We start from the raw sequence: 22,857 nt of genomic DNA, 5'->3' as shown, positions 1-22,857 counted from the left end.
CGACCGATCGTTCGGTTACTCTAACTCTGTCCGGTTGTTCCCGCCCAGGTTTCTGCCCAGGTCATGAGCTCGACGAAGAGTTCCTGAGACGAGGAGTTGGTCCCGCATGGCCGCCGAACTCACCGCGCCCCAGCTGATCGCCCAGCACCGGCCCACCCTCGATCAGGCGCTGGAAACGATCCGCACGCGCGCGTACTGGTCCCCCCACCCCGAGCACCCCAAGGCCTACGGGGAGAACGGCAGCCTCGACACGGCCGCGGGCAAGGCCGCCTTCGACGCGCTGCTCGGCACCCGCCTCGACCTGGGCCAGCCCGGCACGGACGGCTGGGTGGGCGGCGAGGTCTCGCCGTACGGCATCGAGCTGGGCGTGGAGTACCCGCACGCGGACATCGACGTGCTGCTGCCCGCCATGAAGGCCGGGCAGCGCGCGTGGCGGGACGCGGGTCCCGAGCTGCGCGCGATGGTCTGCCTGGAGATCCTCAAGCGGATCAGCGACCGGACGATGGAGTTCGCGCACGCGGTGATGCACACCTCCGGCCAGGCCTTCATGATGGCCTTCCAGGCGGGCGGCCCGCACGCACAGGACCGCGGCCTGGAAGCGGTGGCGTACGCGTACGCGGAGCAGGTCCGCACGCCCGAGGCGGCACAGTGGACCAAGCCCCAGGGCAAGCGCGACCCGCTCGCGCTCACCAAGCGGTTCACGGCGGTGCCGAGGGGCATCGGCCTCGTCATCGGCTGCAACACCTTCCCGACGTGGAACGGCTACCCGGGCCTGTTCGCCTCCCTCGCCACCGGCAACGCGGTCCTGGTCAAGCCCCACCCGCGCGCGGTGCTGCCGCTCGCGCTCACCGTGCGGACCGCCCGCGAGGTGCTCGCCGACGCAGGCTTCGACCCGAACCTGGTGGCACTGGCCGCCGAGCGCCCCGGCGAGGGCATCGCCAAGGACCTGGCGACCCGCCCGGAGATCCGGATCATCGACTACACGGGCTCCACCGCCTTCGGCGACTGGCTGGAGGCCAACGCCCGCCAGGCGCAGGTCTTCACCGAGAAGGCCGGTGTCAACACGGTGATCGTCGAGTCGACCGACGACTACAAGGGGATGCTCTCCAACCTGGCCTTCTCCCTGTCCCTGTACAGCGGCCAGATGTGCACCACCCCGCAGAACCTCCTCATCCCCCGCGACGGCATCCGCACCGACCAGGGAGCGAAGACCTACGACGAGGTGGTCGCCGACCTGGCGCGCGCCGTCGACGGGCTCCTCGGCGACGACGCGCGGGCGAACGCCCTGCTCGGCGCCATCGTCAACCCGGACGTCAAGGCACGCCTGGAGGCCGCCGCCGGCCTCGGCGAAGTGGCCCTGGCCTCCCGCGAGGTGACCAACCCCGAGTTCCCGGACGCGGTCGTGCGCACCCCGGTCGTCGTGAAGCTGGACGGCGCCAAGCCGGACGACGAGGCGGCCTACATGAGCGAGTGCTTCGGGCCCGTCTCCTTCGCCGTCGCGGTCGACTCGGCGACGGACGCGGTGGAGCTGCTGCGCCGCAGCATCCGCGAGAAGGGTGCGATGACGGTCGGCGCGTACACCACCGACGCAGAGGTCGAGCAGGCCGTGCAGGAAGCCTGCCTGGAGGAGGCCGCCCAGCTGTCCCTCAACCTCACCGGCGGGGTGTACGTCAACCAGACCGCCGCCTTCTCCGACTTCCACGGCTCCGGCGGCAACCCGGCGGCCAACGCGGCCCTCACCGACGGGGCGTTCGTCGCGAACCGGTTCCGGATGGTGGAGGTGCGCCGGGAGGCATAGGGTGCCGGGCCCGTCCTAGCGCAGGTGGGTCGCGCCCCCGGTGGCACTCCAGTGGTACAGCGTCATGGCCACGCTGGTCGCGAGGTTGTAGCTGGAGACCTGGGGGCGCATCGGCAGCGCCAGCAGATGGTCGGCACGCGCACGCAGCTCGCGGGACAGGCCGCTGCGCTCGGAGCCGAAGGCGAGCAGCGCGTCGTCCGGCAGCTTGACCCCGCGGAGGTCCTCGCCCTCCGGGTCCAGCGCGAACACCGGCCCCGGCGGCAGCTCCTCGACGGACAGCCGCTCCACGGTGGTCGCGTAGTGCAGCCCCGCCCCGCCGCGCACCACCGTGGGGTGCCACGGGTCGAGCGTTCCCGTGGTGACCACACCGGTCGCCCCGAAGCCGGCCGCCAGCCGGATCACGGCCCCCGCGTTGCCGAGGTTGCGGGGGTTGTCGAGGACCACGACGGGCGCGCTGCGGGGCGTGTGCGCCAGCTTCCGCAGTCCGGCCGCGCGCGAGGGACGCACGGCCAGGGCGGCCACGGCCGTGGGGTGCGGGCGCGGGACGAGGGACGCGTACGTCTCCTGGGGCACCTCGGCGAGCAGACCGTCCAGGGCGTCCCGTACGTCCGGGGCCAGCTCGCCGGCGAGGGCGAGGGCAGCCGCGCGGTCGCCCGTGACCGCCACCGGCACCTCGGCACCGAAGCGCAACGCGTGCTTGAGGGCGTGGAAGCCGTCGAGCAGCACACACGCGTCGGCGTGCCTGCGCCAGACGTGCAGGGCGTCGGTGCCGGTTCCGGTCATGCCGAGAAGCCTACGCGCGCGTGCTCGGCGTCCTTTCCGTCGCGCGGGGCGGGCACCGGCGCGCGCCCGCCCCGGCACGGGACCAGCCGGTCACGGGCGCGTTCCGCCCAGCCGCCCAGGCGGCGCAGGAACGTCGTCGGCAGGAACACCGCATCGGCGGCGATCATCGCCAGCGAGAAGAAGGGCAGTCCGAGCACCACGGCGATCACGGCGTGCTCGATGATCATTGCGGCCAGCAGGACGTTCTTGATCCGCCGGTTGAACAGCGTGAACGGGAAGGCGACCTGCACGGCGACCGTGCCGTACGTGATGAGCAGCACGAGCGTGCCGCTGGCGGTCAGCAGGTCGGCGAGGGCGGGCCAGGGCGAGAAGTAGTCCAGGTGCAGCGGGTAGTAGACCGCGGTGCCGTCCTGCCAGCGCGAGCCCTGGATCTTGTACCAGCCGGCCGTGGCGTAGATCAGACAGGCCTCGGCCATGATCACGAACAGGGCGCCGTTGTGCACGATGTTGGCGACGACGTCCAGCAGCACCCGGGGCTCACCGCTCCGCGCGAGGCGCCCCACGACCCACCACACGGCCTGCCCGAGCCACACCGCCCACAGCAGCGCCGGTACGAACCAGTCGCCGTCGAGCCGGCCCGCCAGCGTCACGGTGACGAGCAGCAGCCCGAGCACACCCCACAGCGCGGGACCGGTCCGGTCCACGACGCGTTCCCCACGCGCGCGTGCCTCGCGCGCCCGCCCCGCCCGGCGGGCGTCGAGCGACCACACCTGGCCGCAGCGGGTGAGGACGAGGTAGATGCTCATCAGGTGCAGGACGTTGTCGCCGCCGTCCCCCATGAAGATGCTGCGGTTCTGCAGCGAGAGCACGCCGGCCATGAAGAGCACCGACATCGTGCGGGTGCGCCAGCCGAGCAGCAGCAGGACGCAGGCCAGGGCGGACAGCGCGTAGACGGCCTCGAACCAGAACCGGCCGTCCCACCACATCAGCGCCGTGAAGGCACCGTTGTCCGTGATCAGCTGCTCGGCGAGGTCCCGGCTCCAGGGGCCGTCGGGGCCGTACAGCTCGTGGCGGTGGGGGAACTCGCGCAGCAGGAAGAGCAGCCAGGTCGCGCTGAAGCCGATGCGGATCACCGCGGTCTGGTACGGGCCGAGCGCGGAGTCGGTGACGCGGGAGATGCCCCGGGAGACCGAGAGGGCGAAGCGGTTCACGCGGCGCCCCCCACCGTCTCGCCGGCGGGCACCGTCCACCAGGGGAGCACCCGGTACACCGGCCGGTCGGAGACCCGCTCACCGCTCCATTCGGGCGGCGGCACGTTCACGGTCCGGGAGCGGTACTGGACGCGCTCGACGACGCCGCGCGGCCCGGCCGCGTCGTTCCGGTCCAGGCGCAGCACCGCGATCCGGCGCAGATAGGTCTCCGAGAGCGCGCCGCGCAGGCCCACCGGGCGGTTGTCGGAGTCGTGGGTGGCGACGAAGAAGTCCCAGGCACGGCGCAGCTCGTTCTGCTGGGTGTGGCTCGGCAGCGGGTTGCCGTCGATGGCCCGGCCGTCCTGGGCGGACAGGTCGTACCAGCCGGTGGTGCGTATACCGCCGTCCGCCGTACTCACCTCGGCCCGGACCTGGACGGAGATGTTCTGCTGGAGCGGGTTCGGCGCGAAGAGCTTCCAGTTCTGCTCGAACTCCGGGTAGATCCACTCGTCCATCACCGCGCCGTGCTGCTTGGTGAGGGTGTTGGACGGGGCGACGTGCAGGAACGTCAGGCCGATGTGGACGCAGACGGCGACCGCGACGACCGCGAGCGCGAGAGCGGCACCGATCTGATACCGCGGGGAGAGCGCGGCGACTCCGGTACGGGGATCCACGGCACCGTCCCGGACCGCCGCGACGCCCTCCCGGGCCGCCGCGACGCCGCCTCGGGACTCCGTGGCGCCGGACTGGGACTCCGTGACCGCCGTCTGAGACTCCATGGGCCCGGCATGGAACCACCGCTCGGCCCCGGCACCAGCCGCCTCGGGCCCGGAAAGAGACCCCTCTGCCCCGTCCCGAGACGCCTCCGACCCGACACGAGCCCCCTCGAACCCGTCGCCGGACTCGGCGGAACGACCTGGCTCGCCAGCACCGCCGGGCTCGCCGGCACCATGGGACGCAGCACCGCCAAGCTCGCCAGGACCACAGGACCCGCCTGGACCACTGGCCCCGCCGATACCGTCAGCAACGTCACTGGGACCACGGGTGTCACTGAGCCCAGCGGCCTCACCGGCCCCACCGGCGCCACCCGGCTCGCCCCGACCGCCCGGCCCCTGCCGGGCGGTCGAGCCTGTGTCGTACGCGTCCATCCCGCCCCGTTTCCCGGTCCCGGTTCGTCGTTCCACCCGCCTGCCGCGGGGCGCCGTGCCCACCACCCGTGGCGCCCGCTCCACGGCGCTCGAACGGGAACGGTACTCAGGACCGCCCGCCCGCACAGCCCCGTCGGACCGACCGCAGCGTGGCCGTCACCACACCCGCCGCCACACGCCGCCGCACGCCTCCACCCGCCGCCCGCTCCGGGCCGGGCCGGACACGGGCCGCGATCCTCCGGGCCACGGGAGGATTCCGCTTTTCCACAGACGGCCCCGGCAGGTTATCCACAGCGGTTGACACCTTACGGCCCCCGTCTCACCATGGAATCGCACGAACCGAACGATCGGTCGGGAGCATGCCCCGAGCAGAGCCCAGGTCGAGGGGGACCTCATGGCGACAGCAGCCGCGCACGACACGGCCGGTACCACGGCATACGGCACTCCGGACGCCGCCGAAGACACCACCGCGTTCGAGCGCGCCTTCGACGCCGCCGTGGCCGCCGACGACCGCATCGAGCCGCGCGACTGGATGCCCGACGCCTACCGCGCGACACTCGTCCGGCAGATCGCCCAGCACGCCCACTCCGAGATCATCGGCATGCAGCCGGAGGCCAACTGGATCACGCGCGCGCCTTCCCTGCGCCGCAAGGCCATCCTGATGGCCAAGGTCCAGGACGAGGCCGGCCACGGCCTGTACCTGTACAGCGCGGCCGAAACCCTGGGCGTGAGCCGCGACGAGCTGCTCGACAAGCTCCACTCGGGCCGCCAGAAGTACTCCTCGATCTTCAACTACCCCACGCTGACCTGGGCGGACGTCGGCGCGATCGGCTGGCTCGTGGACGGCGCCGCGATCACCAACCAGGTGCCCCTGTGCCGCTGCTCCTACGGCCCGTACGCGCGCGCGATGGTCCGGATCTGCAAGGAGGAGTCCTTCCACCAGCGCCAGGGCTACGAGCTGCTGCTCGCCCTCAGCCGCGGCACCCCCGAGCAGCACGCGATGGCACAGGACGCGGTGAACCGCTGGTGGTGGCCGTCGCTGATGATGTTCGGGCCGCCCGACGACGCGTCCCGGCACTCGGCGCAGTCGATGGCCTGGAAGATCAAGCGCCACTCGAACGACGAACTGCGCCAGCGCTTCGTCGACATCTGCGTCCCCCAGGCCGAGTCGCTGGGCCTCACCCTCCCCGACCCGGACCTGAAGTGGAACGAGGAGCGCGGACACCACGACTTCGGCCCGATCGACTGGACGGAGTTCCAGAACGTCCTCAAGGGCAACGGCCCGTGCAACGAACAGCGGATCACCCAGCGCAGAAGGGCACATGACGAGGGCGCCTGGGTACGGGAGGCCGCCGCGGCCCACGCGGCCAAGCACCACGGTGAGACCCGGCACGCCGGGCAGACGGGAGCGACGCGAGCATGACCACCACCGACTGGCCCCTGTGGGAGGTCTTCGTGCGCTCGCGCCGGGGCCTGTCCCACACCCACGCCGGCAGCCTGCACGCGCCGGACGCGGACATGGCCCTGCGCAACGCCCGCGACCTGTACACGCGGCGCGGCGAGGGCGTCTCCATCTGGGTCGTCCCGTCGTCCGCGATCACGGCGTCCTCCCCGGACGAGAAGGACCCCTTCTTCGAGCCGTCCGCCGACAAGCCCTACCGGCACCCGACCTTCTACGAGATCCCCGAGGGAGTGAAGCACCTGTGACAGCCCCGGTCGACACGACGGCAGCCGCCGCCCTCGCCCTCGGCGACGACGCCCTGGTGCTCTCCCACCGCCTGGGGGAGTGGGCGGGCCACGCCCCCGTCCTGGAGGAGGAGGTCGCCCTCGCCAACATCGCCCTCGACCTGCTGGGCCAGGCCCGCACGCTCCTGTCGATGGCCGGCGACGAGGACGAGCTCGCCTACCTGCGCGAGGAGCGCTCCTTCCGCAACGTGCAGCTCGTCGAGCAGCCCAACGGCGACTTCGCCCACACCATCGCCCGCCAGCTGTACTTCTCCGTCTACCAGCAGTTGCTGTACTCGGGCCTGGCCACCGGCGACGGCCCCTTCGCACCACTGGCCGCCAAGGCCGTCAAGGAGGTCGCCTACCACCGCGACCACGCCGAGCAGTGGACCCTGCGGCTCGGCGACGGCACGGATCTCAGCCATGAGCGGATGCAGCGGGCCTGCGACGCCCTGTGGCGGTACACCGGCGAGATGTTCCAGCCGGTGGACGGGCTGGACGCCGACTGGGCGGCGATGGAGACGGCCTGGCTGGAAGGGGTGGGAGACGTACTGCGCCGGGCCACCCTGACGGTCCCCGAGGGTCCGCGCACGGGCGCGTGGTCGGCCGGAGCGGGCCGCCAGGGCCTGCACACCGAACCCTTCGGCAGGATGCTCGCCGAGATGCAGCACCTGCACCGCAGCCACCCGGGGGCGTCATGGTGACGACCACCCCGCTGGAGGCGGAGCTCCTCCGGATCGCCGGCTCGGTCCCCGATCCCGAACTGCCGGTGCTGACCCTGCACGAGCTCGGCGTCCTGCGCGCGGTGCACCTCCGCGGCACGGACGCCGTCGAGGTCGAGCTGACCCCGACGTACACCGGGTGCCCTGCGATAGAGGCGATGTCCCTGGACATAGAGCGGGCGCTGCGCGAGCACGGCATGCGGGAGGTCACCGTCCGCACGGTGCTCAGTCCCGCCTGGTCGACCGACGACATCACCGACGAAGGGCGGCACAAGCTGCAGCGGTTCGGCATCGCCCCGCCGCGCGCACACCGGCCCGCCGGCCCCGTCCCCGTGGCGCTGGGACCGGTCCGGACACGGTCCCCGGAACCGGAAGAGCCCCCCGCCCAGCCCCCCGTCCGCTGCCCGCACTGCGGATCCGCCGACACCGAACTGCTCAGCCGCTTCTCGTCCACCGCGTGCAAGGCGCTACGGCGCTGCCTCGCCTGCCGTGAACCGTTCGACCACTTCAAGGAGCTGTGATGGCCCGCTTCCACCGGCTCCGGGTGGCCGCGGTCGACCGGATCACCGACGACGCCGTGGCCCTCACCCTCACCGTGCCCCCGGCGCTTCGCGAGGAGTACCGGCACGCGCCCGGCCAGCACCTGGCCCTGCGCCGTGCGGCCGACGGGAGGGAGATACGCCGCACCTACTCCATCTGCTCACCGGCGCCCGGCGACGAGGGCCCGAGCGAGCTGCGGGTCGGGGTGCGGCTGGTCGAGGGCGGAGCCTTCTCGACGTACGCGCTGAAGGAGATCGACATCGGTGACGAACTGGAGGTGATGACCCCGGCCGGCCGTTTCACGCTCGACCCCGCGCCGGGCCTGTACGCCGCGGTCGTCGGCGGCAGCGGCATCACCCCGGTGCTGTCGATCGTGTCGACGCTGCTGGCACGGGAGCCGGAGGCCCGGTTCTGTCTGATACGCAGCGACCGGACGTCCGCGTCGACGATGTTCCTGGAGGAGGTCGCCGACCTGAAGGACCGCCACCCCGAGCGGCTGCAACTGGTGACGGTGCTCTCCCGGGAGGAACAGCAGGCCGGGCTGCCGTCCGGGCGGCTCGACCAGGAGCGGCTGACCGGGCTGCTGCCGGCGCTGCTGCCGGTGGAGCGGGTGGACGGATGGTTCCTGTGCGGGCCGTTCGGGCTGGTGCAGCAGGCCGAGCGGGCACTGCGCGGGCTCGGCGTGCCGCGCACCCGGATCCACGAGGAGATCTTCCACGTGGAAGCCGGTACGGCCGTGGCGGCGCCCTCCCCCGCCCCCGCGCACAGCACGGTGACGGCCCGGCTCGACGGCCGCGGCGGCACCTGGCCCGTCCAGGACGGCGAGTCACTGCTGGAGACGGTGCTGCGCAACCGGCCCGACGCTCCCTACGCCTGCAAGGGCGGGGTGTGCGGGACGTGCCGGGCCTTCCTGGTCGCCGGCGAGGTGCGAATGGACCGCAACTTCGCGCTGGAACCGGAGGAGACGGAGGCCGGATACGTGCTGGCCTGCCAGTCGCATCCGCTGACGGAGAAGGTGGAACTGGACTTCGACCGCTGACCCGAAGCCCGACCACTCACCGGCCCGCCCGCCGGCTCACGGTCACCCAGCCGCCCGACCAGGCCCCGGACAATCCTGACCCGACCAGGTTCCGGGTGGCCCTGCCCGACCAGTCCCCGGACGGCTCTAGAGGACGTGCCCCGGCTCGCCCTGCTCGTTCACCACGGGACGGCCGGCGGCCGCCCACACCTGCATGCCGCCGTCGACGTTCACCGCGTCGATACCCTGCTGGACCAGGTACATGGTGACCTGGGCCGAGCGCCCGCCCGAGCGGCAGATCACATGGACCCGGCCGTCCTGCGGCGCGGCCTCGGTCAGCTCGCCGTAACGGGCCACGAACTCGCTGATGGGGATGTGCAGCGCCCCGTCGGCGTGACCCGCCCGCCACTCGTCGTCCTCGCGGACGTCCAGCAGGAAGTCGCCGTCCTTGAGGTCCGTGACCTCGACCGTGGGCACACCAGCTCCGAAACTCATGCCCCCGACGCTACCCGAACCGCCGCCCCGCTCAGCTCTGCCCGAGCGCCGCCGCCAGTTCGGCCTCCCGCTCGCCGACCTGGGCCGTCAGCTGCTCGGCGATCTCGTCCAGCAGTCGGTCGGGATCGTCCGGGGCCAGCCGGAGCATGGAGCCGATCGCGCCCTCCTCCAGCTCCTTGGCGAGCCGGGTGAGCAGTTCCTTGCGCTGGGCGAGCCATTCGAGGCGGGCGTACAGCTCCTCCGCGCGGCTCGGCCGCCGTTCGGGCACCGGACCGGCGGCCCACTCCTCGGCCAGCTCCCGCAGCTCCGCCTCGTCCCCCCGGGCGTAGGCGGCGTTGACGCGGGTGATGAACTCCTCGCGCCGCACCCGCTCGGCCTCCTCCTGCGCCAGGTCGGGATGGGCCTTGCGGGCCAGCTCGCGGTAGAGCCGCCGGGCCTCCTCGCTGGGCCGCACCCGCTGCGGCGGCCGTACCGCCTGGTCCGTGAGCATCGCGGACGCCTCGGGGAACAGCCCGTCCCCGTCCATCCAGCCGTGCAGCAGCTCCTCCACCCCGGGGATCGGCATCAGCCTGGCCCGCGCCTCGTCGGCCAGGCGCTGGTCCTCGGGGTCGCCGGTGCGGGCCGCCCGGGCCTGGAGGATCTGCGCCTCCAGCTCCTCCAGCCGCGCGTACATCGGGCCGAGCCGCTGTTCGTGCAGCCGGGAGAAGTTCTCGACCTCCACACGGAAGGTCTCCACCGCGATCTCGAACTCGATGAGTGCCTGCTCGGCGGCCCGTACGGCCTGCTCCAACCGCTCCTCGGGCCGCGGCGCGCCCTGCTCTGGCTCAGCTTCCGGGGTCGTCACCCGACCAGCCTAGGGCCTGTCGTCAAACTCCCCGCCACGCGAGGCCACACCCCGCGCACGCCACGGCGGCGAGACCCGTCACACCCCCAGTTCCGCCGCGACCCGCCCCGCCCGCACGGCCGCGACCAGGTGGGCGTGGTCCGCCTCGGTGCGGTCGGCGTAGGCGACGGCGAAGGCGGCCACGGCCTCGTCCAGTTCCCCGTTCTTGCCGCAGTAGCCGGCGATGACGCGCGGGTCGGCACTGTGCGAGTGGGCCCGGGCCAGCAGGGCGCCGGTCATGCGGCCGTAGTCGTCCATCTGGTCGGCGGCCAGCGCCGCGGGATCGACGCTGCCCTTGCGGTTGCGGAACTGCCGCACCTGGAAGGGCCGCCCGCCGACGGACGTCCACCCCAGCAGAATGTCGCTGACCACCTGCATCCGCTTCTGCCCGAGCACCACCCGCCGGCCCTCGTGCGCCACCTCCGGCGCCTCGAAACCGGCTGTCGCCAGGTGCGGTACCAACGCCGACGCCCGTGCCTCCTTCACCTGGAGCACGAGCGGTTCGCCACGGTGGTCCAGGAGCAGCACGACGTAGGACCGCGTGCCCACGCTGCCGGTGCCGACGACGCGGAAGGCGACATCGTGCACCGCGTACCGGGCCAGCAGCGGAAGCCGGTCCTCCGACAGGGTGGCCAGGTACTGCTCCAGGGACGCGGCGACCTCGGCCGCCTCCTGGGCCGGCACGCGCCGCAGCACCGGCGGGGCGTCGACGAAGCGCCGCCCGCCGTCCCCGGTGGCCTCGGTCGACCTGGCGGCGAAGCGCCCGCTGGTGTTGGCCCGCGCCTTCTCCGAGACCCGCTCCAGGGTGCCGAGCAGGTCGTGGGCGTCGGTGTGGGAGACCAGTTCCTCGTCCGCGATGGCGTTCCAGGCGTCCAGTGCCGGGAGCCGGGCGAGCAGCCGCATGGTGCGCCGGTAGGCGCCGACCGCGTCGTGGGCCGCCTCACGGCAGGTGTCCTCGTCCGCCCCGGCCTCCCGGCCCGCGAGGACCAGCGAGGCGGCGAGCCGCTTCAGGTCCCATTCCCAGGGGCCGTGCACCGTCTCGTCGAAGTCGTTCAGGTCGATGACCAGGCCGCCGCGCGCGTCCCCGTACAGACCGAAGTTGGCCGCGTGCGCGTCGCCGCAGATCTGGGCGCCGATGCCCGTCACCGGCGTGCGCGCCAGGTCGTACGCCATCAGGCCGGCCGATCCGCGCAGGAAGGCGAACGGCGTGGCCGCCATCCGGCCGACGCGGATCGGGGCGAGCCCGGGTATCCGGCCGCGGTTGGACTCCTCGACCGCGCTCACCGCGTCGGGACGGGCCCCGTCCAGGTCGAGGGCGGCGTGCGCGGACCGCGGAACCCGCGTGCGCAGCGCCTTGCCCCCCGCCTTCGCCGAGCCGTCGGCGGGCCACCGCGCGAACCCCGGCACGTCCGGCACCCGCGCCGCCGAGCGTCCGCCCGGTCCCGTGTCCGTCCCCCTGTCCGGCCCCGCGTCCGTCCCCGCGTCCGTCCCCCTGTCCGTTCCGGTGCGCGTCCCCGCGATCGCCTCGGTCATCCGTCCGCCCTCCCCAGTTGCACGTGCTCGCGCGTACTCGGCCGTACGCCGACGACGACGCGCCACGACGGTACAGCCGGCCGCCCCGCCCGTACACGGCACCACCCACCCCGCACCCCCGCGACCCCGCGCCCCCAACCACCCGCCCGTCCGCCCGCCCCCCGGTCCGCCCGCCCCCCGGTCCGCATAACGCGGGGCAGAGGGCGAAACGGGAGGTCCGCGCGACCCTCCGGCCCGACTACGGTTTCGGCGATCACCACCGGAACGCGCCCCCGGAAGCGATCACCGCCTGCCCCGCACCCCGGGGGCGCGCTCCGTGTCATGCACGTCGTCATGCACGTCCCGTCCTTCTTCCCCCACCGAGGAGACCGAGGAACCCGCCATGACACCCACCACCCCCGACGAATCCGGCACCGGGCCCGGCGCGGGCGCCGACCGCGGCATCAGCCGCAAGACCCTGCTCAGGGCGGCCGTGGCCGCCGGTGCCGCCGTTCCGCTGCTCGCCACCGGCGCGGTGGCACTCGCCCGGGACGCCCGCTCCGAGGGCCGGTCCCTCACCCCGACCCCGTTCTGCGACGACGGCGACGACCCCACGCCCGACCAGATCGAGGGCCCCTATTTCAAGCCGAACTCGCCGCTGCGCACCAACCTGGTCACTCCGGGCACCGCCGGCACCCGGCTGACGGTGAGCGGCTACGTCTTCGGCCGCAACTGCGTCCCGCTACCCGGGGTCCTGCTCGACTTCTGGCAGGCCGACAACGCCGGCGCCTACGACATGGCCGGATACACCTTCCGCGGCCACCAGTTCACCGACACCACCGGCGCCTTCACCCTGCAGACGATCGTGCCGGGCCTCTACCCGGGCCGCACCCGGCACATCCACGTCAAGGCCCAGGCGCCCGGCGAACCCGTGCTGACCACCCAGCTCTACTTCCCCGGCGAGCCCCGCAACAACACGGACGCGATCTTCGACCCGGCGCTGCTGATGAACGTCCGCGACGCCGGCGGCGGCAAGCAGGCCACCTTCGACTTCGTGCTGAACGTGGACGGCGACCCGGGCACGGGCGAACCCACCGACCCGCCGACCGACCCGCCGGGCGGCACCTGGGCACCCGGCCGCTCGTACACCGCGGGCGACCGGGTCACCTACGGCGGCGCCGCCTACCGCTGTCTGCAGGCCCACACCTCGATGGCGGGCTGGGAACCGCCCAACGTCCCCGCCCTGTGGCGCCGCGAGTGACCCGCCCGCCGGCGGGCCGCCACCCCTGAGACGTTCCTCACAGGTCCACAGATGCACAAGTGCACAGATACACAGGTGCACAGATACACAAGTGCACAAGTACGCAGGTGCACAGGAGACCGGCCCCCGGCAACGCGAAAGCCCCGCAGGTCCGAGACCTACGGGGCTTCCGTCTTGTGCGCGAGGGGGGAGTTGAACCCCCACGCCCTTGCGGGCACTGGAACCTGAATCCAGCGCGTCTGCCTATTCCGCCACCCGCGCATTGGGTGTGTCCTCCGGCTCCGTTCCTTTCGGCCCGGCGCCTTCCGACACCGAGAACATTAGCACGCCGGACGGGGTGGACTCACATCCCTTGTGCCGGGCCCCCGGCCGCCCCCGGGCACGCAACGCGACGCGCGCCCGTTCACGTATCAACCTCGTACCGGTCCGGCCCGTCTCCCCAGGAGCCGGTGGGGGTCCGCCCTCCGGTGCGGGACACTGGTCTTCGGACGCCTCTACGATCCTGGGCAGAAAGTCACGTCCAGGAGTGCTTCCCGAGGAGTTCCAACAGGACTCCGCAGGGGAACCAGTCGATCGACCGGCGCGTGGATACGATCAGTAAGCACTACCAGGTAAGCGGCACGCAGGGCAGTGAACAGGACGGCAACTACGGAGGAGGTGCCCCATGGGAGTCCTGAAGAAGTTCGAGCAGCGTCTCGAAGGTCTGGTCAACGGCACCTTCGCCAAGGTGTTCAAGTCCGAGGTGCAGCCCGTGGAGATCGCGGGAGCGCTCCAGCGCGAGTGCGACAACAACGCGACCATCTGGAACCGCGACCGCACCGTCGTCCCCAATGACTTCATCGTGGAGCTGAGCGCGCCCGACTTCGAGCGCCTCAGCCCCTACTCCGGCCAGCTCGGCGACGAGCTCGCCGGCATGGTGCGCGACTACGCCAAGCAGCAGCGCTACACCTTCATGGGACCGATCAAGGTCCACCTGGAGAAGGCGGACGACCTCGACACCGGCCTGTACCGGGTGCGCAGCCGCACGCTCGCCTCCTCCACCAGCCAGCAGGGCGGCGGCCAGGCACCGGCCGCCGCACCCCCCGCCCCCTCCGGGCGGCCCGGCGGCCCCGGCGGTCCCGGAGGCTATGGCTACCCGCCCTCGGCACCCGCGGGCGCCCCGCCGATGCCGTCCGCGCCGCCGCCCGGCGGCCGGCCCGGCGGCTACGGCTACCCGCAGCCCGCCGGCGCCCAGCGACCCCCGGCCGCACCCGCGCCCGGCGGACGCACCCGCTACTGGATCGAGATCAACGGCACACGCCACCAGATCTCCCGCGCGACGCTGGTGCTGGGCCGCAGCACCGACGCCGACGTGCGGATCGACGACCCCGGCGTGAGCCGCCGGCACTGCGAGATCCGGACCGGAACGCCCTCGACGATCCAGGATCTCGGGTCCACCAACGGCATCGTGGTGGACGGGCAGCACACCACCCGCGCTACGCTCCGCGACGGCTCGCGGATCGTCGTGGGCAGCACCACCGTTATCTATAGGCAAGCCGAAGGGTGATCCGGGGGCAATGTCAGAGCTGACCCTCACGGTCATGCGGCTGGGTTTCCTGGCCGTACTGTGGCTGTTCGTGATCGTGGCCGTGCAGGTCATCCGCAGCGACCTGTTCGGTACGCGCGTCACCCAGCGCGGGTCGCGCCGGGACGCCGGCCGTGCACAGCAGCAGGCCGCACGCCAGGCGCCCCCGCAGCAGCGCCAGCAGCAGAGCGGCGGCCGGGGCCGCCGCAACGCCCCCACCAAGCTGGTCGTCACCGAGGGCACCCTCACGGGCACCACCGTGGCCCTCCAGGGCCAGACCATCACCCTGGGCCGGGCCCACGACTCGACCATCGTGCTGGACGACGACTACGCCTCCAGCCGCCATGCCAGGATTTACCCGGACCGCGACGGCCAGTGGATCGTCGAGGACCTGGGCTCCACCAACGGCACCTACCTGGACCGGTCCCGGCTGACGTCCCCCACACCGATTTCGCTGGGTGCGCCGATCCGCATCGGCAAGACCGTCATCGAGCTGCGGAAGTAGTACGACAATGAGCGAGCGGAGCGAGCACGCAGCGGCGGCCGGCACCCCGGGCCACGGCGCGCTCCCGACCGGAGGGTGGGCAGTGTGGCTCGACACGACCGGCTGTACCCGGAGCCGACGGGCGAGGTGCGCATGAGTCTGTCACTGCGCTTCGCCGCCGGATCGCACAAGGGCATGATCCGGGAGGGCAACGAGGACTCCGGTTACGCCGGTCCGCGCCTGCTCGCCATCGCCGACGGCATGGGCGGCCAGGCGGCCGGCGAGGTCGCCTCCTCCGAGGTGATCTCCACCATCGTCGCCCTCGACGACGACGTGCCCGGCTCCGACATCCTCACCTCCCTCGGCACCGCCGTACAGCGCGCCAACGACCAGCTGCGCCAGATGGTCGAGGAGGACCCCGCCCTGGAGGGCATGGGCACCACCCTCACGGCCCTGCTGTGGACCGGCCAGCGACTCGGCCTCGTCCACGTCGGCGACTCCCGCGCCTACCTCCTGCGCGACGGCGTCCTGACCCAGATCACGCAGGACCACACCTGGGTGCAGCGCCTCGTCGACGAGGGCCGCATCACCGAGGAAGAGGCAGGCACCCACCCCCAGCGGTCCCTGCTGATGCGCGCCCTCGGCAGCGGCGACCACGTCGAACCCGACCTGTCCATCCGCGAGGTCCGGGCCGGCGACCGCTACCTCATCTGCTCCGACGGGCTCTCCGGCGTCGTCTCCCACCAGACGCTGGAGGACACCCTCGCCAGCTACCAGGGCCCCCAGGAGACCGTGCAGGAGCTGATCCAGCTCGCCCTGCGCGGCGGCGGACCCGACAACATCACCGTCATCGTCGCCGACGTCCTCGACCTCGACACCGGCGACACCCTCGCCGGGCAGCTGTCCGACACCCCGGTCGTCGTCGGCGCCGTCGCCGAGAACCAGCACCAGATCGGCGACAACGGCATCATGCAGACGCCCGCCGGCCGCGCCTCCGGCCTCGGCCGCCAGGGCGGCTCACAGGGCGGCGGCGGCGAGTTCGGCCCGCCCGGCAGCGGCGACACCACCGGCTACGTCCCGGCGGCCGGCTTCGGCGACTACGGTGACGACGACTTCGTCAAACCCCGCAAGAACCGCAAATGGCTCAAGCGGTCCTTCTACACCGTGCTCGCCCTCGCCGTCGCCGGCGGCGGCCTCTACGGCGGCTGGCGCTGGACACAGACCCAGTACTACGTCGGCACCAAGGACGACCACGTCGCCCTCTACCGCGGCATCAGCCAGGACCTCGCCTGGGTGTCGCTGTCGAAGGTCCAGAAGGACCACCCCGAGATCGAACTCAAGTACCTGCCGCCCTACCAGCAGAAGCTGGTCGAGGCGACCATCGCCGAGGGCGACCTGAACAACGCCCGGGCGAAGATCGAAGAGCTGTCGGTACAGGCCTCCGCCTGCAAGAAGCAGGCCGAACGGCGTGCCGCGGACAGCGAGAACGCGAAGACGGGCGAGGGCGAGGCCGGAGGCACCACGGGAACCACACCCGCCTCCTTCACGTCCAAGGCCTCGCCGACCCCGGACCCGTCGGGCTCCCCGTCGGCACCGGAATCGTCCCCGTCCACGACCGCACCCACTCCCAGCCCCGGCCCCAGCCTCTCGGAGGAAGAGCAGAAGGTCGTCTCGCTGTGCGGTAAGCAGTAGGCAAGCCGTGAGAGGCCCTGTCACACGATGAGCAGTACTACCAACTCGCCGACGCACCACACGTCCACGATCGGCGCCATCGGCGCGCCGAGCCGGCGCAACACCGAGCTGGCGCTGCTGGTGTTCGCCGTCGTCATCCCGGTGTTCGCCTACGCGAACGTCGGCCTGGCCATCAACGACTCGGTGCCGCCGGGCCTGCTGAGCTACGGACTCGGCCTCGGCCTCATCGCCGGGGTCGGCCACCTCGTCGTCCGGAAGTTCGCCCCGTACGCGGACCCGCTGCTGCTGCCGCTGGCCACGCTGCTCAACGGCGTCGGCCTGGTCGTCATCTGGCGCCTGGACCAGTCCAAGCGGCTCCAGGCGAGCAGCACGTTCATCGAGGCGGCCCCCCGCCAGCTGCTGTACTCCGCACTCGGCGTCGGCCTGTTCGTCGCCGTACTGATCTTCCTCAAGGACCACCGCGTCCTGCAGCGCTACACCTACATCTCCATGGCCGGCGCGCTGATCCTGCTGATCCTGCCGCTGGTCCCGGGCCTCGGGGAGAACGTCTTCGGCGCGCGCATCTGGATCAAGATCCCCGGCCTGGGCACCATCCAGCCGGGCGAATTCGCGAAGATCGTCCTGGCCGTCTTCTTCGCCGGCTACCTCATGGTCAAACGCGACGCGCTCGCCCTAGCCAGCCGCCGCTTCATGGGGCTCTACCTCCCCCGCGGACGCGACCTCGGCCCGATCATCGTCGTCTGGGCGATCTCCATCCTGATCCTGGTCTTCGAGACCGACCTCGGCACCTCGCTGCTGTTCTTCGGCATGTTCGTGATCATGCTGTACGTCGCCACCGAGCGGACCAGCTGGATCGTGTTCGGTCTGCTGATGTCCGCGGCCGGCGCCGTCAGCGTCGCCTCCTTCGAACCGCACGTGCAGCAGCGCGTCCAGGCATGGCTCGACCCGATGCGCGAGTACACGCTCAGCCGCCAGGGCGTCGTCGGCCACACCGAGCAGTCCATGCAGGCCCTGTGGGCCTTCGGCTCCGGCGGCACCCTCGGCACCGGGCTCGGCCAGGGCAACTCCGACCTCATCGGCTTCGCCGCCAACTCCGACTTCATCCTCGCCACCTTCGGCGAAGAACTCGGCCTGGCCGGCGTCATGGCGATCCTCCTGCTGTACGCACTGATCGTCGAGCGCGGCGTGCGCACCGCCCTCGCCGCCCGCGACCCGTTCGGCAAGCTCCTCGCCATCGGCCTGTCCGGCGCCTTCGCCCTCCAGGTGTTCGTCGTCGCCGGCGGTGTCATGGGCCTCATCCCGCTCACCGGCATGACCATGCCGTTCCTGGCATACGGCGGCTCCTCGGTCATCGCCAACTGGGCCCTGATCGGCATCCTGCTGCGCATCAGCGACACCGCACGCCGGCCCGCCCCCGCCCCCGCAGCCAACCCCGACGCCGAAATGACCCAGGTGGTCCGACCGTGAACAAGCCCCTGCGCCGCATCGCGATCTTCTGCGGCCTCCTGGTTCTCACCCTGCTCATCCGCGACAACTGGCTGCAGTACGTCAAGGCCGACACCCTCAAGGACGACGAGCACAACCGCCGCGTCGCCATCGAGCGGTACGCCACCCCCCGCGGCGACATCATCGTCGACGGCAAGGCCATCACCGGCCACACCACCACCGACGGCGACTTCAAGTACAAGCGCACCTACAAGGACGGCGCCATGTGGGCGCCGGTGACCGGCTACGTCTCCCAGGCCTACGGCGCCACCCAGCTCGAAGCCATCGACGACGGCATCCTCACCGGCAACGACGACCGGCTCTTCTTCCGCAACACGCTCGACATGATCACGGGCAAGAAGAAGGAGGGCGGCAACGTCGTCACCACCCTCAACGCCGCCGCGCAGAAGGCCGCCTACGAGGGCCTGAAGAAGCAGGGCGCCAAGGGTGCCGTCGCCGCCATCGAGCCGTCCACCGGCAAGATCCTGTCCCTGGCGTCGTACCCGTCGTACGACCCCTCGACGATCGCCGGCGGCTCCTCCGCCGACGAGAAGGCCTGGACCAGGCTCGACAAGAAGAACAACCCCGACGACCCGATGCTCAACCGCGCGCTGCGCGAGGTCTACCCGCCCGGCTCCACCTTCAAGGTGGTCACCGCCGCCGCGGCCCTGGAGCACGGCAAGTACGGCTCGGCGGACGAGAAGACCGACTCCCCCCTGCCGTGGACCATGCCGGGCACCACCACCGAACTGCCGAACGAGGGCGACCTCCCCTGCGAGAACGCCACCCTGCGCGAGGCGCTGCGCGTCTCCTGCAACACCGTCTTCGGCAAGATCGGCTCCGACCTCGGCAACGACAAGATGCTGGAGACGGCCAAGAAGTTCGGCTTCACCAAGGAGCAGTTCGTCCCCGTCCGCTCCAGCGCCTCCGTCTTCTCCGACGACATGAACGAGTCGCAGACCGCGCTGTCCTCCATCGGCCAGTACAACACCGCCGCCACCCCGCTGCAGATGGCCATGGTCTCCGCCGCGATCGCCAACAACGGCACCCTGATGAAGCCGTACATGGTCGACGAACTCCAGGCCCCGAACCTCGACACGATCGAGAAGACGGACCCCGAGGAGATGAGCAAGCCGCTGTCGCCGAAGAACGCGCAGATCCTGCAGTCGATGATGGAGACCGTCGTCAAGGACGGCACCGGAACCAACGCCCAGATCCCGGGCGTCACTGTGGGAGGCAAGACCGGTACGGCTCAGCACGGTGTCGACAACAGCGAGAACCCCTACGCCTGGTTCATCTCGTACGCCAAGGGCGAGGACGGCAGCTCGCCGGTCGCCGTCGCCGTGGTGATCGAGGACGAGAACGCCGTCCGTGACGACATCTCCGGCGGCGGCCTCGCGGCGCCGATCGCGAAGAGCGTGATGGAGGCCGTCATCAACAGCAAGAAGTGACCAGGAGCTGAACGGGACGTGAGTCCGCTCACGTCCGCTTCACAACGGTGCACGTTGCGATACCGGTCCTGTATCGGGTGACGGGCTTGGCCAGGTCACGCAGAGCGAGCCGGGTACGGTAGGCCGGACGGCAGCCTCCGACCGTACAAGCATGCCGGTCGGGACCGACGGAGAGGGCTGGTAGGTAACCATGGAAGAGCCGCGTCGCCTAGGCGGCCGGTACGAGCTGGGCCCGGTGCTCGGCCGTGGTGGCATGGCGGAGGTTTACCACGCACATGACACACGGCTCGGGCGTCAGGTGGCGGTGAAGACGCTGCGTGCGGACCTCGCGCGCGACCCGTCCTTCCAGGCCCGGTTCCGCCGGGAGGCCCAGTCGGCCGCCTCGCTCAACCATCCCGCGATCGTGGCGGTCTACGACACGGGCGAGGACTACATCGACGGGGTCTCCATCCCGTACATCGTCATGGAGTACGTCGACGGCTCCACCCTCCGTGAGCTTCTCCACTCCGGCCGCAAGCTGCTGCCCGAGCGGGCCATGGAGATGACCATCGGCATCCTCCAGGGCCTGGAGTACGCCCACCGCAACGGCATCGTCCACCGCGACATCAAGCCGGCCAACGTCATGCTGACGCGCAACGGCCAGGTCAAGGTCATGGACTTCGGCATCGCCCGCGCCATGGGCGACGCCGGCATGACCATGACCCAGACCGCCGCCGTCATCGGCACCGCCCAGTACCTCTCCCCGGAGCAGGCCAAGGGCGAACAGGTCGACGCCCGCTCCGACCTGTACTCCACCGGCTGCCTCCTCTACGAGCTGCTGACCGTCCGCCCGCCCTTCGTCGGCGACTCCCCGGTCGCGGTCGCCTACCAGCACGTGCGGGAGGAACCGCAGGCGCCGAGCGTCTTCGACCCCGAGATCACGCCCGAAATGGACGCGATCGTGATGAAGGCGCTGGTCAAGGACCCCGACTACCGCTACCAGTCGGCCGACGAGATGCGTGCCGACATCGAGGCCTGCCTCGACGGCCAGCCGGTCGCCGCCACCGCCGCGATGGGCGCCGTCGGCTACGGCGGCTACCCCGACGACAAGCCGACGACGGCCCTGCGCGCCGAGCCCGGCGCGGCCGCCACCACCATGCTGCCGCCCATGAACCCGGACGACGGCGGCTACGGCTACGACGACCGCCCCGACCGGCGCCGCCAGCAGAAGAAGAACAACACCTCCACGATCCTGCTGGTCGTGGCCGGCATCCTCGTCCTCGTCGGCGCGATCCTCATCGGCAAGTACGCGTTCAGCGGCGACGGCGCGGGCAACGACACCGTCCCCGTACCGAACCTCGTCGGCCAGACGCAGGGCGACGCCGAGAAGCTGCTCACCAACTCCGACCTGAAGCTGGGCGAGGTCACGCGCAAGCCCTGCGAGGAGCAGCCGGAGGGCAAGATCTGCGAGTCGACCCCGGCCTCCGGCACCAAGGTGGACAAGGAGTCGGCCGTCGACCTGGTGGTCTCGACCGGGGCCCCCAAGGTGACCGTGCCCAGCGTGATCGGCCTGAGCCTGGAGGAGGCCCAGTCCAAGCTGGAGGGCGACGACTACCAGTTCAAGATCAAGACCGAGGCCCGCGAGTCGTCGGAAGAGGCCAACACCGTCCTCGACCAGGACCCGAGGCTGGGTGAGGAGATCGAGAAGGGCTCGACGATCACTCTCACCATCGCCAAGGCCGCGGAGAAGGCCACGGTGCCCGACGTCGTCAACCAGACGTGCGACGCGGCGAAGGCCCAGATGACGGCCAACAACCTCGTCGGCACCTGCGCGGACCAGCCCACCACCGACCCGAACCAGAACGGCAAGGTCATCTCCACCACGCCGACGGCTGGCCAGCAGGTCGACAAGGGCTCCCAGGTGCAGATCTTCGTCGGCAAGGTCGAGCAGAAGACCAAGGTCCCGGAGGTCCGGGGCCAGACCGTGGCACAGGCCCGGCAGGCCCTGCAGGGCTCCGGCTTCACCAACATCCGGGTCGCCAACGGTGGTGACGAGAACTCGCTCGTGGTCAACATCGACCCGGCGCCCGGCACCGAGGTCGAGGACCCGGCCGCCACGCCGATCACCCTGACGGTCGCGGGCGGCGGCGGCAACGGCGGGAACGGCAACGACGGCGGCGGAATCTTCGGCGGCCTCACCGGCGGCCGCGGCGACGACTGACGCCCGGCTGAAGCCCGCGACGCACGGCAGAGCCCCGGCCCCTCGACGGAGGGACCGGGGCTCTGCCGTGTCCGCCGTGTCCGCCGACACAGCACCGCCGTCAGGCGACTGAGGCCCCGTCAGGACACCGGTGTCACCGCAGTTCCTTCGGCGGCGTCCGCTCGCTGTCCACCTTCTCCGTGCGCACCAGCTCGCCCCACACCACGTACCGGTACCGGCTCGTGTACACCGGCGTGCAGGTCGTCAGCGTGATGTAGTGGCCCGCCTTCGTCTTCCCGGACTCCTTGGGCACGGCGCCGAGGACGTCGACGTTGTACTTCGAGGTCTCCGGGAGGATCCCGTAGACCTTGTAGACGAACCACTTGTCCTTCGTCTCGAAGACGATCGGGTCGCCCTTCTCGATCTTGTGGATGTTGTGGAACTTCGCCCCGTGCCCGTCCCGGTGCGCCGCCAGCGAGAAGTTGCCCGCCTTGCCCGACGTCGGCAGCGTCGCCTTGACCGGGTCCGTGTAGTAGCCGGCGACGCCGTCGTTGAGGACCTTCATCGACGTCCCCTTCTCGACCAGGATGTCGCCGTTGCCCATCGCGGGCACGTGCAGGAATCCGATGCCCGCCTTGGTGTCCAGCGCCCCCGGGCCCCCCGGACCGACCCTGTCCTGCGCCCAGTTGTCCCGGACCTTCTCACCCTGCTTGTCGGCCGCACGGTCGGCCATGACGTTCGTCCACCACAGCGAGTAGACGACGAACAGACCGAGCACCAGGCCCGCCGTGATGAGGAGTTCACCGAAGACGCTCACCGCCAGGGCGAGCCCGCGGCCCCGACCGCGCCGGCGCGGGACGGCCGGCGGTTCTCCGGGCGTGCCGGTGTGCTCTTCGTGATCCGTTTCGGTGGTCGCTGCCACTGGTC

General features: G+C 71.5%; 20 protein-coding genes and 1 tRNA gene. 13 read left to right on the top strand and 8 right to left on the bottom strand.

What is annotated here, in order from left to right; translation table 11 throughout:
- The first annotated feature begins 106 nt into the window (after nt 1-106).
- On the top strand, nt 107-1,798 hold the full coding sequence (gene paaN / locus H0H10_RS31510; protein ID WP_188184546.1) for a phenylacetic acid degradation protein PaaN: 1,692 nt from the start codon (nt 107-109) through the stop codon (nt 1,796-1,798).
- Between the two features lie 15 nt (nt 1,799-1,813).
- Here the strand turns inward: paaN and H0H10_RS31505 are convergent, their stop codons facing one another.
- Genes H0H10_RS31505 through H0H10_RS31495 form a run of 3 tightly spaced genes read right to left on the bottom strand, consistent with a single transcriptional unit; the run spans nt 1,814 to nt 4,550 of the window.
- Nucleotides 1,814-2,581, bottom strand: a complete 768-nt coding sequence (locus H0H10_RS31505; RefSeq protein ID WP_188184545.1) for a TrmH family RNA methyltransferase — start codon at nt 2,579-2,581, stop codon at nt 1,814-1,816.
- Complete coding sequence (locus tag H0H10_RS31500; protein ID WP_188184544.1) at nt 2,578-3,792, bottom strand: HTTM domain-containing protein; 1,215 nt, start codon at nt 3,790-3,792, stop codon at nt 2,578-2,580. The genes H0H10_RS31505 and H0H10_RS31500 overlap by 4 nt, the downstream gene beginning before the upstream one ends.
- Nucleotides 3,789-4,550 carry a DUF5819 family protein gene (locus H0H10_RS31495; protein WP_373566927.1) on the bottom strand — a complete coding sequence of 254 codons (762 nt, stop codon included), beginning with the start codon at nt 4,548-4,550 and terminating at the stop codon, nt 3,789-3,791. The genes H0H10_RS31500 and H0H10_RS31495 overlap by 4 nt, the downstream gene beginning before the upstream one ends.
- A 763-nt stretch (nt 4,551-5,313) precedes the next feature.
- On the opposite strand from H0H10_RS31495, the gene paaA reads away from it, so the two are divergent.
- From paaA to paaE, 5 genes are read left to right on the top strand one after another with little or no spacing between them, the layout of a single operon-like run.
- On the top strand, nt 5,314-6,342 hold the full coding sequence (gene paaA, locus H0H10_RS31490; protein WP_188184542.1) for a 1,2-phenylacetyl-CoA epoxidase subunit PaaA: 1,029 nt from the start codon (nt 5,314-5,316) through the stop codon (nt 6,340-6,342).
- Nucleotides 6,339-6,626: a 1,2-phenylacetyl-CoA epoxidase subunit PaaB gene (paaB, locus tag H0H10_RS31485; protein WP_188184541.1), complete on the top strand. Its 288-nt coding sequence runs from the start codon at nt 6,339-6,341 to the stop codon at nt 6,624-6,626. The genes paaA and paaB overlap by 4 nt, the downstream gene beginning before the upstream one ends.
- The gene (gene paaC / locus H0H10_RS31480) at nt 6,623-7,348 is read left to right on the top strand and encodes a 1,2-phenylacetyl-CoA epoxidase subunit PaaC (RefSeq protein WP_188184540.1); all 726 of its coding nucleotides are present in this window, start codon (nt 6,623-6,625) and stop codon (nt 7,346-7,348) included. The genes paaB and paaC overlap by 4 nt, the downstream gene beginning before the upstream one ends.
- Nucleotides 7,342-7,887, top strand: coding sequence for a 1,2-phenylacetyl-CoA epoxidase subunit PaaD (gene paaD / locus H0H10_RS31475; RefSeq protein ID WP_188184539.1), 546 nt, complete (start codon nt 7,342-7,344; stop codon nt 7,885-7,887). The genes paaC and paaD overlap by 7 nt, the downstream gene beginning before the upstream one ends.
- Entirely contained in the window at nt 7,887-8,945 is a 1,059-nt protein-coding gene (gene paaE / locus H0H10_RS31470) for a 1,2-phenylacetyl-CoA epoxidase subunit PaaE (RefSeq protein WP_188184538.1), read from the top strand. The genes paaD and paaE overlap by 1 nt, the downstream gene beginning before the upstream one ends.
- 126 nt (nt 8,946-9,071) lie before the next feature.
- Here paaE and H0H10_RS31465 read toward each other — a convergent pair whose 3' ends face one another.
- The 3 genes from H0H10_RS31465 to H0H10_RS31455 all read right to left on the bottom strand — a co-directional run bounded on the left by H0H10_RS31465 (nt 9,072) and on the right by H0H10_RS31455 (nt 11,835).
- Nucleotides 9,072-9,401 carry a rhodanese-like domain-containing protein gene (locus H0H10_RS31465; protein WP_188184621.1) on the bottom strand — a complete coding sequence of 110 codons (330 nt, stop codon included), beginning with the start codon at nt 9,399-9,401 and terminating at the stop codon, nt 9,072-9,074.
- Nucleotides 9,402-9,450: 49 nt separating this feature from the next.
- The gene (locus H0H10_RS31460) at nt 9,451-10,263 is read right to left on the bottom strand and encodes a hypothetical protein (protein ID WP_188184537.1); all 813 of its coding nucleotides are present in this window, start codon (nt 10,261-10,263) and stop codon (nt 9,451-9,453) included.
- A gap of 78 nt (nt 10,264-10,341) precedes the next feature.
- The gene (locus tag H0H10_RS31455; RefSeq protein WP_188184536.1) at nt 10,342-11,835 is read right to left on the bottom strand and encodes a DUF2252 domain-containing protein; all 1,494 of its coding nucleotides are present in this window, start codon (nt 11,833-11,835) and stop codon (nt 10,342-10,344) included.
- Nucleotides 11,836-12,217: 382 nt separating this feature from the next.
- Between H0H10_RS31455 and H0H10_RS31450 the strand changes: the two genes are divergently transcribed.
- Nucleotides 12,218-13,075: a carbohydrate-binding protein gene (locus H0H10_RS31450; RefSeq protein WP_188184535.1), complete on the top strand. Its 858-nt coding sequence runs from the start codon at nt 12,218-12,220 to the stop codon at nt 13,073-13,075.
- Nucleotides 13,076-13,252: 177 nt separating this feature from the next.
- Here H0H10_RS31450 and H0H10_RS31445 read toward each other — a convergent pair.
- Nucleotides 13,253-13,336, bottom strand: a tRNA-Leu gene (locus H0H10_RS31445).
- A 403-nt stretch (nt 13,337-13,739) separates the two neighbouring features.
- Here H0H10_RS31445 and H0H10_RS31440 point away from each other — a divergent pair.
- The 6 genes from H0H10_RS31440 (at nt 13,740) to pknB (ending at nt 21,951) form a co-directional block, all read left to right on the top strand.
- On the top strand, nt 13,740-14,621 hold the full coding sequence (locus H0H10_RS31440; RefSeq protein WP_188184534.1) for an FHA domain-containing protein: 882 nt from the start codon (nt 13,740-13,742) through the stop codon (nt 14,619-14,621).
- A gap of 10 nt (nt 14,622-14,631) precedes the next feature.
- Entirely contained in the window at nt 14,632-15,144 is a 513-nt protein-coding gene (locus H0H10_RS31435; RefSeq protein WP_188184533.1) for an FHA domain-containing protein FhaB/FipA, read from the top strand.
- 132 nt (nt 15,145-15,276) lie between these two features.
- Nucleotides 15,277-16,815: a Stp1/IreP family PP2C-type Ser/Thr phosphatase gene (locus tag H0H10_RS31430; RefSeq protein WP_188184620.1), complete on the top strand. Its 1,539-nt coding sequence runs from the start codon at nt 15,277-15,279 to the stop codon at nt 16,813-16,815.
- Nucleotides 16,816-16,842: 27 nt separating this feature from the next.
- Nucleotides 16,843-18,282: an FtsW/RodA/SpoVE family cell cycle protein gene (locus H0H10_RS31425; protein WP_188184532.1), complete on the top strand. Its 1,440-nt coding sequence runs from the start codon at nt 16,843-16,845 to the stop codon at nt 18,280-18,282.
- Complete coding sequence (locus tag H0H10_RS31420) at nt 18,279-19,751, top strand: peptidoglycan D,D-transpeptidase FtsI family protein (protein ID WP_188184531.1); 1,473 nt, start codon at nt 18,279-18,281, stop codon at nt 19,749-19,751. The genes H0H10_RS31425 and H0H10_RS31420 overlap by 4 nt, the downstream gene beginning before the upstream one ends.
- Nucleotides 19,752-19,941: 190 nt before the next feature.
- Nucleotides 19,942-21,951, top strand: a complete 2,010-nt coding sequence (pknB, locus tag H0H10_RS31415; protein WP_188184530.1) for a Stk1 family PASTA domain-containing Ser/Thr kinase — start codon at nt 19,942-19,944, stop codon at nt 21,949-21,951.
- A 133-nt stretch (nt 21,952-22,084) separates the two neighbouring features.
- Here pknB and H0H10_RS31410 read toward each other — a convergent pair whose 3' ends face one another.
- The gene (locus tag H0H10_RS31410; protein WP_188184529.1) at nt 22,085-22,852 is read right to left on the bottom strand and encodes a class E sortase; all 768 of its coding nucleotides are present in this window, start codon (nt 22,850-22,852) and stop codon (nt 22,085-22,087) included.
- Nucleotides 22,853-22,857 lie beyond the last annotated feature (5 nt).

The organism is Streptomyces griseicoloratus (assembly GCF_014534645.1).
Classification (GTDB): domain Bacteria; phylum Actinomycetota; class Actinomycetes; order Streptomycetales; family Streptomycetaceae; genus Streptomyces; species Streptomyces griseicoloratus.
The sequence above is the reverse complement of the archived record's forward strand: the minus strand, read 5'-3'. Positions and strand labels throughout refer to the sequence as shown.